The organism is Roseburia sp. CLA-AA-H209 (genome assembly GCF_020687575.1).
Taxonomy (GTDB): Bacteria; Bacillota; Clostridia; order Lachnospirales; family Lachnospiraceae; genus Roseburia_C; species Roseburia_C amylophila.
The window spans coordinates 70,722-86,121 of record NZ_JAJEQU010000006.1 but is presented as its reverse complement, the minus strand read 5'-3'; the positions used below and the strand labels follow the sequence as shown (position 1 = coordinate 86,121).

Annotated in this window: 12 protein-coding genes; 7 read left to right on the top strand and 5 right to left on the bottom strand. The window is 43.5% G+C overall.

Annotation, left to right across the window (positions count from 1 at the left end):
• Positions 1-98 precede the first annotated feature (98 nt).
• A complete protein-coding gene (locus LKD41_RS07350; RefSeq protein WP_227700879.1) occupies positions 99-1,334 on the bottom strand; it encodes a 6-phosphofructokinase in 1,236 nt (411 codons plus the stop codon).
• 28 nt (positions 1,335-1,362) lie between these two features.
• Entirely contained in the window at positions 1,363-2,145 is a 783-nt protein-coding gene (locus LKD41_RS07345; RefSeq protein WP_022242757.1) for a DeoR/GlpR family DNA-binding transcription regulator, read from the bottom strand.
• Positions 2,146-2,491: 346 nt separating this feature from the next.
• Between LKD41_RS07345 and LKD41_RS07340 the strand changes: the two genes are divergently transcribed.
• The 6 genes from LKD41_RS07340 to LKD41_RS07315 are packed head-to-tail and all read left to right on the top strand — an operon-like array spanning position 2,492 to position 9,310.
• Complete coding sequence (locus LKD41_RS07340; RefSeq protein WP_022242756.1) at positions 2,492-4,480, top strand: alpha/beta hydrolase family protein; 1,989 nt, start codon at positions 2,492-2,494, stop codon at positions 4,478-4,480.
• A 60-nt stretch (positions 4,481-4,540) separates the two neighbouring features.
• Entirely contained in the window at positions 4,541-6,280 is a 1,740-nt protein-coding gene (gene dhaL, locus LKD41_RS07335) for a dihydroxyacetone kinase subunit DhaL (RefSeq protein ID WP_227700828.1), read from the top strand.
• A gap of 5 nt (positions 6,281-6,285) precedes the next feature.
• A complete protein-coding gene (locus LKD41_RS07330) occupies positions 6,286-6,726 on the top strand; it encodes an RpiB/LacA/LacB family sugar-phosphate isomerase (protein WP_022242754.1) in 441 nt (146 codons plus the stop codon).
• 13 nt (positions 6,727-6,739) lie between these two features.
• Positions 6,740-7,525 (top strand): triose-phosphate isomerase, encoded by a 786-nt coding sequence (gene tpiA, locus LKD41_RS07325; protein WP_022242753.1) that lies wholly within the window; start codon positions 6,740-6,742, stop codon positions 7,523-7,525.
• Between the two features lie 19 nt (positions 7,526-7,544).
• Positions 7,545-8,381: a transketolase gene (locus LKD41_RS07320; protein ID WP_227700827.1), complete on the top strand. Its 837-nt coding sequence runs from the start codon at positions 7,545-7,547 to the stop codon at positions 8,379-8,381.
• Positions 8,369-9,310, top strand: a complete 942-nt coding sequence (locus LKD41_RS07315; RefSeq protein WP_022242751.1) for a transketolase family protein — start codon at positions 8,369-8,371, stop codon at positions 9,308-9,310. Before LKD41_RS07320 ends, LKD41_RS07315 begins: the two co-directional genes overlap by 13 nt.
• 48 nt (positions 9,311-9,358) lie before the next feature.
• Here LKD41_RS07315 and LKD41_RS07310 read toward each other — a convergent pair whose 3' ends face one another.
• The 3 genes from LKD41_RS07310 to LKD41_RS07300 are packed head-to-tail and all read right to left on the bottom strand — an operon-like array spanning position 9,359 to position 13,898.
• On the bottom strand, positions 9,359-10,780 hold the full coding sequence (locus LKD41_RS07310) for a HAMP domain-containing sensor histidine kinase (protein ID WP_117698357.1): 1,422 nt from the start codon (positions 10,778-10,780) through the stop codon (positions 9,359-9,361).
• The gene (locus LKD41_RS07305; protein ID WP_227700826.1) at positions 10,777-11,478 is read right to left on the bottom strand and encodes a response regulator transcription factor; all 702 of its coding nucleotides are present in this window, start codon (positions 11,476-11,478) and stop codon (positions 10,777-10,779) included. Before LKD41_RS07305 ends, LKD41_RS07310 begins: the two co-directional genes overlap by 4 nt.
• A gap of 41 nt (positions 11,479-11,519) precedes the next feature.
• Positions 11,520-13,898 (bottom strand): endonuclease MutS2, encoded by a 2,379-nt coding sequence (locus LKD41_RS07300; protein ID WP_227700825.1) that lies wholly within the window; start codon positions 13,896-13,898, stop codon positions 11,520-11,522.
• A 214-nt stretch (positions 13,899-14,112) separates the two neighbouring features.
• On the opposite strand from LKD41_RS07300, the gene LKD41_RS07295 reads away from it, so the two are divergent.
• Complete coding sequence (locus LKD41_RS07295) at positions 14,113-15,387, top strand: S1C family serine protease (protein WP_227700824.1); 1,275 nt, start codon at positions 14,113-14,115, stop codon at positions 15,385-15,387.
• The last annotated feature ends 13 nt before the right edge of the window (positions 15,388-15,400 follow it).

Genomic DNA, 15,400 nt, shown 5'->3' with positions numbered 1-15,400 from the left:
TAAGTGAAATAATAAAATCACTTACTACTTAGGAGGGAGCATTTTCTATATCTAAATCAAAAATAAGGGTGAGCGCATCCAATCGTTTACTGGGAAATTTATGCTTGAGACGAAAGATGTGATACATCCATATAGTTTGGAAGTCCGTTGTGATATGCAATCGGAACTTCGCCCTGTATCAGCGGGGTGAGATAAGTAAGCATCTCATACGTGACATTGTTGCCTCTGGCATTAATCCATTCGCGCGGAACGGATTTCGCTTCGTTTGCTATATTTTTGATCTCTGCGTAGTCGTATGTAATGGTATAGGGTGCATCAGAGGTTCGTTTCATAATGACCATCGAAGCGGTGACACCCTGCAGAGCCAACGATACGGCTTTCTCTCCGGATAAGAATGCTTCCTTTAAATCGGTGGCAGAGGAGAGATGCACTGCGCAGCGCTGCAGGATGTTAATTTCAACGGAGCGGACCTTGACAGGAAGGCTTGCCCTGATCAGAAGTTCCAAAGCTTTTCCGGCGCCACTCAACTGGCTGTGACCGAATGTGTCGGAAGAGTTTTCTCCAGCGCTGATGTAGTTGCCGTTACTGTCATGAATTCCCTCTGAGACGGCGACAATCACATTGTTTTGCACGGTGAGAAGATCACGCACATCTTCAACAAAACTTTCGGTGTTAAAATCACTCTCCGGAAGATAGATCAGGTGCGGCGCGCTGCAATATGAATTGCGAGCGAGTGCGGATGCAGCCGTCAGCCAGCCGGCGTCGCGTCCCATAATCTCGATAATCGTAACGCTTTTAACTGGATAAATAATCGTGTCATGCGCAATCTCAAGGAGTGTAGATGCGATGTATTTTGCAGCAGAGCCAAAGCCCGGAGTGTGATCGGTAATCATAAGATCGTTGTCGATGGTCTTTGGGATGCCTATAATCTGAATATTGCTGCCGATTGAGTCAGCATAAGAGGAAAGTTTTAACACGGTATCCATTGAATCATTTCCACCGATATAGAAAAATGCCTTAATGTTTAAATCCTTAAATTGTGCAAAAATCTTCTCATAATCAGATGCATCTTCATGGTAATCCTTTAATTTGTAGCGGCACGAGCCCAGATACATGGCCGGTGTAGTTGCAAGCCGCTGTAATGTATCTTTGCCGGAAGCCGCCAGCTCCGTAAGATTTAAGTAATGCTGGTTCAGAATACCGAGAATACCATTGATCGAACCGTAGACTGTTCCATAATGTCCAATAGATGCGCAGATGACGCCCACAAGACTGGCATTGATTGCAACGGTCGGACCGCCGGATTGCGCAACGATGCAATTAGGTAAATTTATATGCTGTGTCATGGTAAAAATCCTCCTCCTATACGATATAAAGTTTGATACCCATATCCTGAATAATGTTTTTCCATTCATCCGTAATGCCGCTGTCTGTGACAATTGCATCGACGGAATTGAGCGGTGCAACAAAAGCAGAACGTACCAGTCCAAACTTGCTGGAGTCTGCTACGAGAATTGTGGAAAGAGAAGAGCTCATTGCCGCCTTTTTCGTCAGAACTTCATAGTTGTGCGCACAGGTGATGCCGAGTGCTTCGTGAATACCGGATGCAGCAAGGAAGAACTTGCTGGCGCGGCGGCTTCTGATCAGTTCATTGGCATAGGAAGATTCAAACATCTGATCTGCCTTGTGCAGCAGACCGCCTGCTAACGTGAGCTGGATGCCTTCCTTTGGGAAAAGCTGCGTTAATGTATAGTAGTTATAACATGTAATATTCAGATTAATATGTTCCGGAATAAAATATGCCATAGCTGCAATCGTTGTACCGGAATCGAGGATGATGGTGTCGTTCGGTTGAATCAGTGACGCGGCAAACTGTCCTATCATCTGCTTTTCCTTCGCAAACTTCGTCTGTTCCGAGTGAAGCGTGTATTCGCTTTCAATATTTGTAATCATAGACTTGTCGTTGACCGGCAACTGGATTCCGTGACTGCGCACAAACAGGTTATTCTCTTTTAAATATTTCAGATCCCGCCGTATCGTCATCTCGGATACATTTAACATTTCCGAGAGATCTTTGACCGATAGGGAAGGTGATTCCTGCAAAAAGGAATAGATTTCATTGATTCGTTGCTCCTTTTTCTTCAATATGTTCACCTCTCATTAAAAAAATCACAAGTTATTTGTATAAAGTATAACATAATACAACTTGAAAATGTTAGAAAATGTTCAAAAATGTTTGATTCATGAAAAATATACAAAAAAACAATATTTGGATTGTGGAAAATAGTTATACTGATAAAATGAAAATATTAAGAAAATATTGGAAAATAAAGAAATATTGAGAAAATGTGCGAAGTAACAAAAAATATAAAAATGTTAGAAATTGTTCAAAAATTAACAAATTTGGATTTGATGTACATAAAAATTCGTGGTAAAAAATAATTACAACGTATGAAGTGCACTACAATATACAAAAGTAAAGGAGAACGATATGGTAAATTTAAGCAGAAAAAAGTATGTGAGACTGCTTGTCGTAGCACTTATCATCTGTTTGATCAGTATGATCGGCGCAAGTCTCGTCAATACGAACTTTGGACACATCAAAGTACAGAACTTTAGTATTGAGGATGCAAACGGACACAAGATAGCACTCGTAATGTACAAACCGGAAAATGCAACGGCTGAGACGCCTGCACCGTGTGTTGTAACATTACATGGTAGTTTCGATGCAAAAGAGACACAGGATTACACCTGTCTGGAACTTGCAAAGAGAGGATTTGTTGTATTGTCCATGGACTGTGACGGACATGGAGATTCCGATAACTACAAAGACAACCCAATGGATGCTTTCTTTACAGTAACCGCGAACCCGGGTTCTGCATTTGAGGATATTTCTACATCTCCTGGATCAGGAATGTGTGATGTTGTAAATTACGCTTACAACAGCCTTTCATTTGTAGATAAGGATCAGATCGGTATCACAGGACATTCTCTTGGCGGTAAGATGGCGAATGCCTGCCTTGCTTACAACAAGATTCAGGAAGCAAACGGTGGTGTAAATCAGATAGCAGCAGTATTCCTTATGGGAAATCAGCAGCTAAACATTGATGGTGTATGGCAGGATCATTTAAATTATGATCCGGATGACACACCGGACAGCGGCGACGAGATTCCGTTATACTACGATGTCGATTATGGTATTGATGCCGGACAGTTAGATGAGAACAACTATCAGACAGAAGCCGGTGGACCGCAAAACTTCTATAAGTCAGCCAATGCAAGAGTTCTCATTAACGAGCTTGATAATTATGATTTGCAGGAAGGCGATGATGTTGAAGTTGGTAAGATCTACGAAGGAACCGTACAGGGTTCTGAGGAGAAATATATCCGTGCTTTATATCAGCCTTATGAGACACATATTTTAAACCATTACTCATTGGCAACAACATCAAATCTGGTTGACTTCTTCCAGAATGCTTTTGAAGCACCGAATTACATTGATGCAGGAAGCCTTACAATTCAGTACAAGTGGTTCTTTAATACCATTGGTGTAATCGGATTCTTCCTCTCGGTATATGCATTTGCAAGTATTTTATTAACAACCGGTTTCTTTGGTACATTACTTGCCAAGAAGGAAAGCGACATCTACGTTCCGACAGCACCAAAGGGTGTCAAAGGAAATGTAATTTACTGGGTATTCTTAGCATTAGGCGGATTACTTCCGGCAACATTCATGATTCCATTAGAGCAGTGGATTGGTGCCCACAAGGGAGCAGATTTCGCGACACGATCACTCTTCGGAACGAAGATCTGGCCACAGGGATTAACATTAGAACAGGGTATGTGGACAGGTGCGGCAGGACTCCTTGGATTAGCATTCTTCGCAATCGGTTATTTCCTGGTTAGTAAGAAGAATGGTGTAAAACCTGCTGACTGGAACTTAAAGATGAGCAGGTCCAATGTAGGTAAGACTATTTTAATCGTACTTGCATCAATTGGATTTGGATATGGTGTTGCAGGCTTTGCGAAGTACTTCTTCGGAGTAGATTTCCGTTTTATCAGCTATGTGATCAAGTGGCCTTCAAGTGGATCGCTCCTGATTGCATTAAGATTTATCCCATTAGTTGCAGTATTCTACTTTGCAAATGCACTGTGTCAGAACCTTTGCAATATGGTGGCAGGAAGAAAAGAGTGGTTAAATACATTACTGATGTGCCTTGCAAACATTATTGGTCTTGTATGCATCTGGGTCTACCAGTACTCAGGACTGATCTCAAAAGGAGTTGTAAGACTCGATAGTGCACGCGTAATGCTTACATGGCCATTATTCATTAACCTGACTGTGTGCACCATCATTTCCAGAAGATTCTATAAGAAGACTGGAAAGGTTTATATTGGAGCACTCATGAATACAATCCTGTTTACAGTGATTGGTTGCGCAAACACAATGACATTGCACTGTACAAACTGGTGGTTCTAAAAAACTGGGGGAGTATCCGGGATACTCCCCCAGCTATTAAAATCTGGTATGGAGGTAGAAATGAGAAAGATTATAAACGATCCTGATAACATTGTAGAGGAGATGATGGAAGGCTTTATTGCGGCGTATCATCATATGTATTACAAACATCCTGAAGTAAACAGTGTGATCAGCCGATGCAGAAGAAAAAACAAAGTGTCGTTGATTATCGGCGGTGGAAGTGGACATGAACCGATGTTTTCCGGTTTTGTAGGAGCAGGACTTGCCGATGCTGCATGCTGTGGAAACATTTTTGCTTCACCGGATCCGAAGAATATTTACGAAACTGGAAAAAGCATTGATGAAGGCAAAGGAATTTTGTTTGTATATGGCTGTTATGCAGGCGATAATCTGAATTTTGATATGGGTGAAGAGTTCCTGAATGCTAAAGGAATCAAGACCGCACATGTGCGTGTACAGGACGATGTGGCGAGTGCACCAAAGGAGCGAAGGGGAGACCGAAGAGGCATCGCAGGTGATGTCTTTGTGATTAAGATTGCCGGAGCCGCATGTGATGCAGGATTAGAACTTGAAGAAGTAACAAGAATTACGGAGAAGGCAAGAGACAATACCCGTACAATCGGAGTAGCCACAGCACCGGCTCAGCTTCCGGGAGCGGACAAGCCCATCTTTGAATTAGGTGAGGACGAGATTGAATACGGAATGGGACTTCACGGTGAAAAAGGTGTAGAGAGAACCAAATGGGAACCGGCAGATGTTCTGGTAGAGAAAATGTACCGTCAGATTATGGAAGATTCAGACTTGAAACGTGGTGACAAAGTATGTGTTTTGGTCAACGGCTTAGGTTCCACAACAATTTTAGAACTATCAATCGTGTTCCGTAAGTTAAACGAACTGTTAAAAGAAGATGGAATCGGGATTTATGACACGGATTTAAATAACTACTGTACCAGTCAGGAAATGGGTGGATTTTCTATCACATTGATGAAACTGGACGATGAACTCAGGAAATATTACGATATGCCATGCTATTGTCCATTCTACGCAAAGGGAGCGGTTGAGCCTGTTGGAGAAGTGGCGGATGAGATTGAAGATACAGCACCAAAGAAAGAGAAGAAAGAAAAGAAGCAGCGGATAGAAAGCACTTATGTGAGAGGAAAGCATTACGAGAAGTTAAATGCAGAGGACTGCAGACAGATGCTTTTGTATATCGCGGATAAGATTCTGGCGAATGAGCCGTATCTGACCGAGGTGGACAGTGCAATTGGAGATGGCGATCATGGAATCGGTATGGCGACTGGCATGAAAAATGTGAAGGAAGTGCTTCTTGATATGGAAGGCGAGAAAAATGTATACAGTATCTTTGAGGAAGCCGGTAAAGCAATGCTTCTTAGCATGGGCGGTGCTTCCGGTGTTATCTTCGGAAGCCTTTATCTGGAAGGTGCTCTTGGTACGGAGAGCAAAGACTACCTTACTGCTGAGGACTTAAAGGCAATGGAAGAGAAGAGTCTGAAAGCCATCCAGGAGCGTGGCAAGGCAAGCGTCGGAGACAAAACAATGGTTGATGCGCTGGCACCAGCGGTAGAAGCAATGCAGCAGCATTACACCGAAGGTTTGGAGAAAATGCTCGAAGAGGCAGAGGCAGGCGCATTGCGCGGAGTGGAAAATACGAAGGATTGTATCGCCAGATTTGGCAGAGCAAAATCACTCGGCGAGAGAGCATTGGGATTCCAGGATGCAGGTGCAACCTCAACATGGTTGATCTTCCAGAGCATGAGAGAATTTGTGAAAGGAGAATAAGTAATATGAAGATAGCAATCGGATGCGACCCAAACGCACAGAAGGAAAAAGAAGAGGTTATAGCATTTATTGAGAAGAAGGGATACGGAACTGTAGAGGATTTCGGAAGTGAAGATTCAATCTATGCAAACGTGGCCATTAAGGTCAGCGAAGCAGTCGCTTCCGGTGGGTACGACAGAGGAATTTTAATCTGCGGAACCGGAATCGGAATGTCCATCTCCGCAAATAAAGTAAAAGGTGCATACGCAGCACTGGTTTCGGATGTTTATTCCGCACAAAGAGCGCGTTTGAGTAATGATGCAAACATCATCTGCATGGGAGCTTTTACAACTGGAAGCAAAGTAAGAGAACTGTTAGTTGAGGCATTTTTCGAGAACGAATTTGTAAAGGGATGTGCTTCACAGCCGAAAGTTGATGCGTTTGTGGAGTACGATCAGAATAGATAAGCAGGTAAAGCATATGAAACGAAAGAAATATTTTGGCAGTAATTTAAAAATGTATAAGAATGTCGCACAGACGGAAAGCTATCTGAAGGAGCTGGCAGACAGAACGAGAGAGCTTTGCATGCAGAATCCGGATATGGAATTGTTCATTCTGCCGTCTTACACGTCTTTGGAAACAGCGTCAAAAAGTACGGATCAGTCCGAAATCCATCTTGGTGCACAGAATATGTGCTGGGAGGATGAAGGTCAGTTTACCGGTGAGATTTCTCCGGTTATGTTAGAGGAACTTGACCTTCACCTTGTAATGGTAGGTCATTCCGAGCGCCGACATGTCTTTGGAGAGAGCAACATTGAGGAAAACAAGAAGATGCTCGCCGCGATGAAGCACGGCTTTACCGGTCTTCTATGCATCGGCGAGACGAAAGAAGAGAAAGGGTACGGTATCGCAGATGAGGTACTGCGTACACAGATCAAGGTTGGTCTGCATGGAATTGCGGCAGAGGATCTGGATAAAGTATGGATCGCATATGAGCCGGTATGGGCGATTGGTGTCAATGGTATACCAGCACCAGTGGAGTATGCACAGGAAAAGCATCATGTGATCCGAGAGACATTAAGAGAACTGTACGGCGAAGCCGCAGATGTTGTTCCGGCACTGTATGGCGGAAGTGTGAATCTTGAGAATGCGACTAGGCTTTTTGTACAGCCGGATATAGATGGCTTATATGTAGGAAGGGTTGCATGGGATGCAAAGCGTTTTGCCGGACTGATTGCAGATTGTCTGGCAACGGGTGAAAAGTAGAAGGTAGAAAGGAGTCAGCATGACAGAACTCGAATTAAAAAAGACAGCAAATGAGGTGCGTAAAAATATTGTGACCGCTGTGTATCATGCACATTCCGGTCATCCAGGTGGATCATTATCCGCAGCGGATATATTGACTTATCTCTATTTTGAGGAGATGAATGTTGAACCGAAGGATCCTCGGAAAGCGGATCGAGATCGTTTTGTATTATCCAAGGGACACGCAGCGCCGGGATTATATTCTGCCCTTGCGGAGCGTGGCTATATTGATAAAGAAGAATTAAAAGGCCTTCGTCATGTAGGCTGTTTCCTGCAGGGACATCCGGATATGAAGCATATACCGGGCGTGGATATGTCATCCGGTTCACTTGGACAGGGCATTTCCGCAGCCGTAGGTATGGCTCTGGCGGGTAAGATGGATCATGCGGATTACCGTGTGTACACATTGCTCGGTGACGGAGAGATTCAGGAAGGTCAGGCTTGGGAGGCTTCCATGCTGGCTGCCAACCACAAGCTTGACAATCTGGTTGTAATTGTGGACAACAATAACTTACAGATTGACGGAACGGTAGAAGAGGTCAATTCCCCATATCCAATCGACGAGAAATTTAAAGCATTCAAATTCCATGTGATCAGCATCAACGGAAACGACTTTGACGAGATTGCAGCAGCTTTCAAGAAAGCCCGTGAGCACAAGGGACAGCCTACTGCGATTATTGCCAGGACGATCAAAGGAAAAGGTGTTTCCTTCATGGAGAACCAAGTAGGCTGGCATGGCAAGGCACCGAACAAAGAGGAATATGAGACAGCAATGGAAGAATTAGAGAAAGCAGGTGAAGCATTATGTCAGAAGTAAAGAAGATTGCGACACGTGACAGTTACGGCAATGCATTGGTCGAATTGGGTAGGGAGCATGAAAATCTTGTTGTTTTAGATGCAGACCTGGCAGCTGCCACCAAGACTGTTGTATTTAAAAAAGCATATCCGGAACGTTTTATCGACTGTGGGATTGCAGAAGCAAATATGACTGGTGTTGCAGCAGGACTTTCTACATGTGGAAAGGTTCCATTTATCAGTTCTTTTGCGATGTTTGTAGCAGGAAGAGCATTTGAGCAGATACGCAATTCTATCGGATATCCGCATCTGAATGTGAAGATTGGTGCGACGCATGCAGGAATTACCGTCGGCGAGGACGGAGCAACACATCAGTGCAACGAGGATATTGCTTTGATGCGGACGATTCCAGGTATGGTTGTGATTAGCCCGGCGGACGATGTGGAAGCACGTGTAGCCGTGAAGGCGGCCTATAAGTATGAAGGACCGGTTTACTTACGATTTGGCAGACTGGCACTTCCAGTCATCCACAATGAGTCAGATTATACATTTGAGATTGGAAAAGGCGAAATTCTTCGCGAGGGAAAGGATCTGACAATTGTTGCAACCGGTGCAATGGTGAGCAACAGCCTTGAGGCTGCCAAAAAACTGAAAGAAGACGGTATCGAGGCAAAGGTGATTAACATTCATACAATCAAGCCACTCGATGAGGGCCTGATTGTTAAAGCAGCAAAAGAGACCGGCAAAATTGTCACGGTAGAGGAGCATTCCGTGATTGGCGGACTTGGAAGCGCGGTATGTGATGCACTTGCGGTGAAGGCTCCGACTCAGGTTTTAAAAATCGGAATCAACGATACGTTCGGCGAGTCCGGACCGGCAGTGGAACTGCTTAAAAAATATGGGCTGGATGCAGACAACATTTATGCAAAGATTAAAAGCTTTGTAAAATAATTCAAATAAGCAGCAGGAAAGCCTATATAGATGGTTTATAAAACTGCCTTACAACTCTTCCCGCTGGGCTGCCGGCAGGGTGAAGATAAATTCTGTGCCGACTCCTTCGGTACTGATGACGTTGATATTTTCATCATGTGCCTGAATAATTTCTTTTACGATAGAGAGTCCAAGACCGGAACCTTTTTTGTCCTTTCCACGGGACAGGTCGGTTTTGTAGAAACGCTCAAAAATTTTGTTCTGGCTGTCTTTTGGAATTCCGATGCCGGTATCCTTGACAGAAACAAATACTTTTTCGCTTTTCTTGGTGGTCTCAATGGTGATTTCAGAATCATGGTGGCTGAACTTGATGGCATTGTCAATCAGATTATAAACCACCTGCTGAATCTTGCTCATATCCGCTTTTACATAAAGTGTCTTACCGGCAAGAATCAGGTGGAAGGAAATCCGTTTGGCTTTGCAGGTTCCCTCAAAGGTAAGACAGGTCATTTTAATTAACTGGTTAATGTCAAATTCGCTGACGTCTAACATTGTGCCGTGGCTGCCGTATTTATTTAACTCTAAGAGGCTCTGGGTGAGCTTGGACAAACGGTCTGTCTCGAAAACAATGATATTTAAATATTTTTCCTGCATCTCCGGTGGAATCGTTCCGTCTAACATGGCTTCCACATAACCTTTGATGGAAGTAAGCGGAGAACGAAAATCATGGGAGACATTGGAAATAAATTTACGCTGGTCATCCTCCAGGGTATTCAGCTCATTTGCCATATAATTTAGAGAAGCGGCAAGATAGCCGATTTCATCATTTTTATGTACCGGAATTTTATAACTGAAATTGCCCTCGGCAAAAGCATCAGCACCCTTAATCATTTTGCGGATTGGGATGTAGACCTCGAAGCCAATGATAATCAGTAACAGGGTTGCACAGATAAAAATCAGAAGCAGAGTCAGGTACATAATATTCAGTAAATGTGCATGATGGTGCGTGATTACGGAAAGCGGCTGGTGAATCAGCACATATCCACGCACCTTGTAATTAATCGTAATCGGCGAAAATACCGTAAGATGCGTATCGTCATAATAATTATAAAAAGAACCGGTGGTGTAATATTTGCTGCCAAAATCTGCCACATTAAATCCGTCAATGTGTGTCAGGTGGTCCATGTCCACAGATGCATTGGAGTTAATCAGAATATCACCATCTGTATTCATGACCCATATTTCTGAAGAAAGATAAGTGCTAAGGGTGGCAAGACTGTCATGCAAGTCATCAACCGTAATATCTTCATTGAAATAGTTTGAAGCATAGGTAGATGCAATCATATTGGCTTCCTTGTAAAGCCGGTCAACTTCGGTATCTTCAATATATTCATAAGTATAGTGGGAGCTGAAGGTGGATACGAGAATAAAGCCGAGAATGCCAAAAATCACATATCCAATCAGCAGCTTCAGATAAAGTCGTTTCTTCATTCTTTAACCTCGAATTTGTATCCGATGCCCCAGACCGTAGAAATGCTCCAGGCGGTATGATCGTTAATTTTCTCACGAAGTCTTTTTACATGAACGTCAACGGTTCTGGTATCGCCTGCGTATTCATAGCCCCAGATATGGTCTAAAAGCTGTTCTCTGGTAAATACCTGATTCGGTGAGGATGCAAGAAAATAAAGAAGCTCTAACTCCTTTGGCGGCATATCAATTGTTTTGCCGTAATATTCTACGGAATAGTTGGAAAGATTGACCACCAGATCCGGATAAGTAACACATTTTAAATCCGGCTGTACAGGCTCCTGCTTCACCGGCTGGTAGCGGCGGAGCACCGCCTTGACTCTGGCAACCAGTTCTTTGGAATCAAAAGGCTTCATGATATAGTCATCTGCCCCCAGCTCCAGTCCGAGAACCTTGTCAAAGATTTCACCTTTGGCAGATAACATGATAATCGGAACATTTGCTTTTGCCCGGATTTCACGGCATACCTGATAACCATCAATGCCCGGAAGCATCAAATCAAGAAGAATCAGATTTGGTGCATAGATTTCAAATTCTTTCAAAGCAGATTCCCCATCATGAACCATCTTTGTATCAAAGCATTCCTTCGTGAGATACAGGGAAATCAGTTCTGCGATATTAACATCATCATCTACAATTAAAATTTTCTGTTTTGCAGCCATAGGAAACTTCCTTTCTGTTTTACGTAGTTCATATACTTGATTTATTTAAATTCTGCAATGGTAACACCGGCATCTCCTTCACCAAATTCTCCTAAGTGGAAGGACTTGATATAAGACTGTCGTTTCAAATGACTCTGTACGGCACTGCGCAGGGCACCGGTTCCTTTTCCGTGTACGATGCGCACGGAAGGAAGATGTGCAAGATAAGCATCATCCAAGTATTTATCCAAAAGAGCAATAGCTTCATCCACTGTTTTTCCAATCAGATTGATTTCTGTGGAAACAGAAGCGGATTTACTCATCTTAAGCTTTCCGGCACCGGTCTTGGCATATTTCTTGCTGCCCGGAGCAGCATCTTCAATTAGTACTAAATCCTTGATGTTTACCTGGGAGCGGAGAATTCCCATCTGCACAAAGAGGTCACCCTTTGCATTCGGCAGGGAGTGTACCGTTCCGGTTAAATTCATACTTAATACTTTTACGCTGTCACCGATACGAAGCTTCTTTGGAACCTTTGGATTGTAGATGGCAGTATCTTTTTCCTTTGAGCTCTTTTTCTCATTGGCAGCCATTTTCTCCCGGATATTGGTACGCTGTTTTTCCATTTCCTGAATGGAAGGTCTGGTAGTGCCATATTTATTGAAATTACGGATTGCCTCATCTGCAGTATCTTTGGCTTCCTGCAGAATCTGGTTTGCTTCTTCTTTTGCTTTACGAAGAATGGCATCCCGGCTTTCATCTAATTTTTCCTGCTTGTTCTTTAACTGCTGTTTTAATGCAGCAATTTCTGATTTGTAACGGTTGATTTCGGCCTGTTCTTTCTCTATGGTGATGCGGCTTGCTTCCAGGTCAGAAAGTAAATCTTCAAAATTCTGTTCATTACTGCTGATACGGGTTCTGGCATCCTCAATTAAAGTATCGGAAAGACCGAGTTTTTTGGAAATTGCAAAGGCATTACTTTTTCCCGGAATACCGATGAGAAGACGGTAAGTCGGACTTAAGGTCTCTACATCAAATTCGCAGCAGGCATTTTCAATTCCACTGGTAGTTAAGGCATAAATCTTAATCTCACTGTAGTGGGTGGTCGCCATGGTGCGGATGCCTCGACTGTGAAAATAAGATAAGATAGAAACCGCCAGGGCAGCGCCCTCCGTAGGGTCAGTTCCGGCACATAACTCATCAAAGAGAACCAGGGAATGTTCATTGGCTTCTTTTAAAATGTGGATAATGTTGGTCATATGGGAAGAAAATGTGCTTAAGTTCTGCTCAATGCTCTGTTCATCTCCAATATCTGCAAAAATATCGTCAAAAACAGCAAGCTCACTGCGGTCTCCGGAAGGAATCGGAAGTCCCGCCTGTCCCATCAGAGTGAGAAGTCCCACAGTTTTTAAGGAAACGGTTTTACCACCGGTATTCGGTCCGGTAATGACAAGCTGGTCAAAATCGCTGCCTAAGGAAATGTCGATAGGAACTACTTTTTTTGCGTCCAGCAGAGGGTGTCTGCCCTTTAAAATACGAATTTTCCGTTCCGTATTAAAATGCGGTGTAATTCCATTGTATTCCAAGGCATAAGCGGCTTTTGCAAATATAAAATCAAGCTCTGTTAAAATCTGATAATCGGTTTCAATGGCAGGAATATATTCCCCTGCTTTTGCCGATAAAGTGGCAAGAATAACGGCAATTTCGTCCTGCTCTTTGATGGATAATTCTTTTAATTCGTTGTTCAGATTTACCACAGCCATTGGCTCAATGAAAAGAGTAGAACCGCTGGAGGACTGGTCATGCACCATACCGGTAATCTGGGATTTGGCTTCGGCTTTTACCGGAAGGCAGTAGCGGCCGTTACGCATGGTAATGACAAAATCCTGCAGGCAGTTTCTGACATTCTGGTTATTTAACATCTGGTTTAACTGCGCATGGATGCGGTCGCCGGTTGAGCGGATAGAACGGCGGATGGATTTTAAATTACTGCTGGCATCATCACTGATTTCATCCACAGAAATGATGCAGCGGCGGATCTCATCACAAAGAGGACTAAGAGGTTCTAAACCATCAAAAAGTTCGCTCAGGGAATCAGACGGAATATCTTCCCGTTCCTTTCTGCCATAGGCTTTGACCCGGCGGGCAGTCTCTAATAATTTACAGAGGCCGAGAAGCTCTTCGATATTCATGGTTCCACCGATTTCCACACGCCGGATGGCGGAAGAAAGCGGTTTGATACCGGAGCAGTCAAGCCGTCCCTTTTTCAGGCTGCGGTTCATGGCATCCTTAGTCTGCTGCTGTGCATTGGTAATCTCTGAGAGGCTGGTGGAAGGAAGCAGGGAAAGACAGCGTTCCTTGGTATCCGCACCGAAAGCATACTCCGCGAGCCGCTCTACAATTTTATTATATTCTAATGTTCTTAAAACCTTTTGATTCATAAATATTCTCCATAAAATGTACTAAAAATCACTGCTTCTATTATACCCCAAACCGATTGTGGTGAAAAGGGCGGTTGAAAATAAGTTTCCGGATAAATGACGAAATTGGCACGTTTTTTACATTCCGGCATCTTTTTTAAAAAATGTTGCAACATAGGCAGATAGAAAGTATAATTAAAAATGGTTGTATTTACAGTAGAAAAGAGGATTCCCTATGTCAGAAAATGAAAAAGAGGAATTTGCATTTATCAAAGAGAAAATCAAGAACAAGCCGTTAAATAAGAGACGTATTATTTTAAAAACGGCATTTACGGTTGTGCTTGCGGTTGTCTTTGGACTTGTATCCTGTTTTGTATTCACATGGATGCGCCCGGTGATGGAAGAGTGGCTGAATAAGCCGGAGGATACCAGGGTGAGCATCCCGAAAGATGAAGAGGTACAGCCGGATACGGAAGAAGAGACAAATTCCATGGAGACAGGTGTAGACGAGCCGGATGTAGAAGAAGGCTTAAAAGAGCTTACACCGGAGGAATATCAGAAATTACAGAGTAAGCTTTATGCGATTGGAAGCGAAGCAAATAAGTCCATTGTTACGGTGACAGGTGTGACCAGTGATGTGGACTGGTTTAACACGCCTTATGAGAGACAGGGACAGGCAAGTGGAGTCATTATTGCGGATACCGGTCAGGAACTTCTGATTATGACAGAGCGCAAGGTCATAAGCGGAGCAAAATCCATTCATGTGACCTTCCTTGATAACAGCACTGTAGAAGCGGAGCTTAAAAACTATGACGGAAATACCGGAATTGCGATTTTAAATGTAAAACGTTCCGACATCGAAGAAAGCACTCTGGGCAGAATTAAAGTGGCAGTGCTTGGAAATTCACTTCAGACCACACGGGGCAGCGTTGTGCTGGCACTGGGCAGTCCGCTGGGAACGAATTTCTCCATATTGACAGGAAATATTACATCGACTTCTAACAGCATTTCCACCTTTGATGCAAACTACAATGTACTGACAACAGATATTGTGGGCAGTAGTCAGGGAAGTGGTGTACTGGTCAATCTCTCTGGTGAAGTGGTTGGAATTGTTATGCAGGATTACAGCAGCGGCGATGAGAATACGCTGACCGCAATTTCCGTTTCCCAGTTGAAAGACATTATCGAGAAGCTTTCCAATGGACAGGATATTCCGTATCTTGGACTGAAACTGACTTCTGTAACATCTGACATTGAAAAGGAATATGACATACCAAAGGGCGTATATATTAAATCAGTGGGAATTGATTCCCCGGCGATGGCGGCAGGCTTGCAAAGCGGTGATGTCATCGTAAAGATTGCCGGAGAAAATGTAGAGACAGCGCAGGCATATAAGAATGTGTTATCCGGGCAGACTCCGGGAGATGTTGTAAAGATTACCATAAAACGCCAGGGGGCAGCAGGCTATGTAGAAATCGAATGTTCTGCAACCGTTGGTATACTAAAATAGAAAGAGGAAAATT

Excerpts from the sequence above, each read along its gene's own strand:
- LKD41_RS07340 (WP_022242756.1), top strand. The coding sequence starts at position 2,492 with ATGGTAAATTTAAGCAGAAAAAAGTATGTGAGACTGCTTGTCGTAGCA.
- dhaL (WP_227700828.1), top strand. The coding sequence starts at position 4,541 with ATGAGAAAGATTATAAACGATCCTGATAACATTGTAGAGGAGATGATG.
- LKD41_RS07330 (WP_022242754.1), top strand. The coding sequence starts at position 6,286 with ATGAAGATAGCAATCGGATGCGACCCAAACGCACAGAAGGAAAAAGAA.
- tpiA (WP_022242753.1), top strand. The coding sequence starts at position 6,740 with ATGAAACGAAAGAAATATTTTGGCAGTAATTTAAAAATGTATAAGAAT.
- LKD41_RS07320 (WP_227700827.1), top strand. The coding sequence starts at position 7,545 with ATGACAGAACTCGAATTAAAAAAGACAGCAAATGAGGTGCGTAAAAAT.
- LKD41_RS07315 (WP_022242751.1), top strand. The coding sequence starts at position 8,369 with ATGTCAGAAGTAAAGAAGATTGCGACACGTGACAGTTACGGCAATGCA.
- LKD41_RS07310 (WP_117698357.1), bottom strand. The coding sequence starts at position 10,780 with ATGAAGAAACGACTTTATCTGAAGCTGCTGATTGGATATGTGATTTTT.
- LKD41_RS07305 (WP_227700826.1), bottom strand. The coding sequence starts at position 11,478 with ATGGCTGCAAAACAGAAAATTTTAATTGTAGATGATGATGTTAATATC.
- LKD41_RS07300 (WP_227700825.1), bottom strand. The coding sequence starts at position 13,898 with ATGAATCAAAAGGTTTTAAGAACATTAGAATATAATAAAATTGTAGAG.
- LKD41_RS07295 (WP_227700824.1), top strand. The coding sequence starts at position 14,113 with ATGTCAGAAAATGAAAAAGAGGAATTTGCATTTATCAAAGAGAAAATC.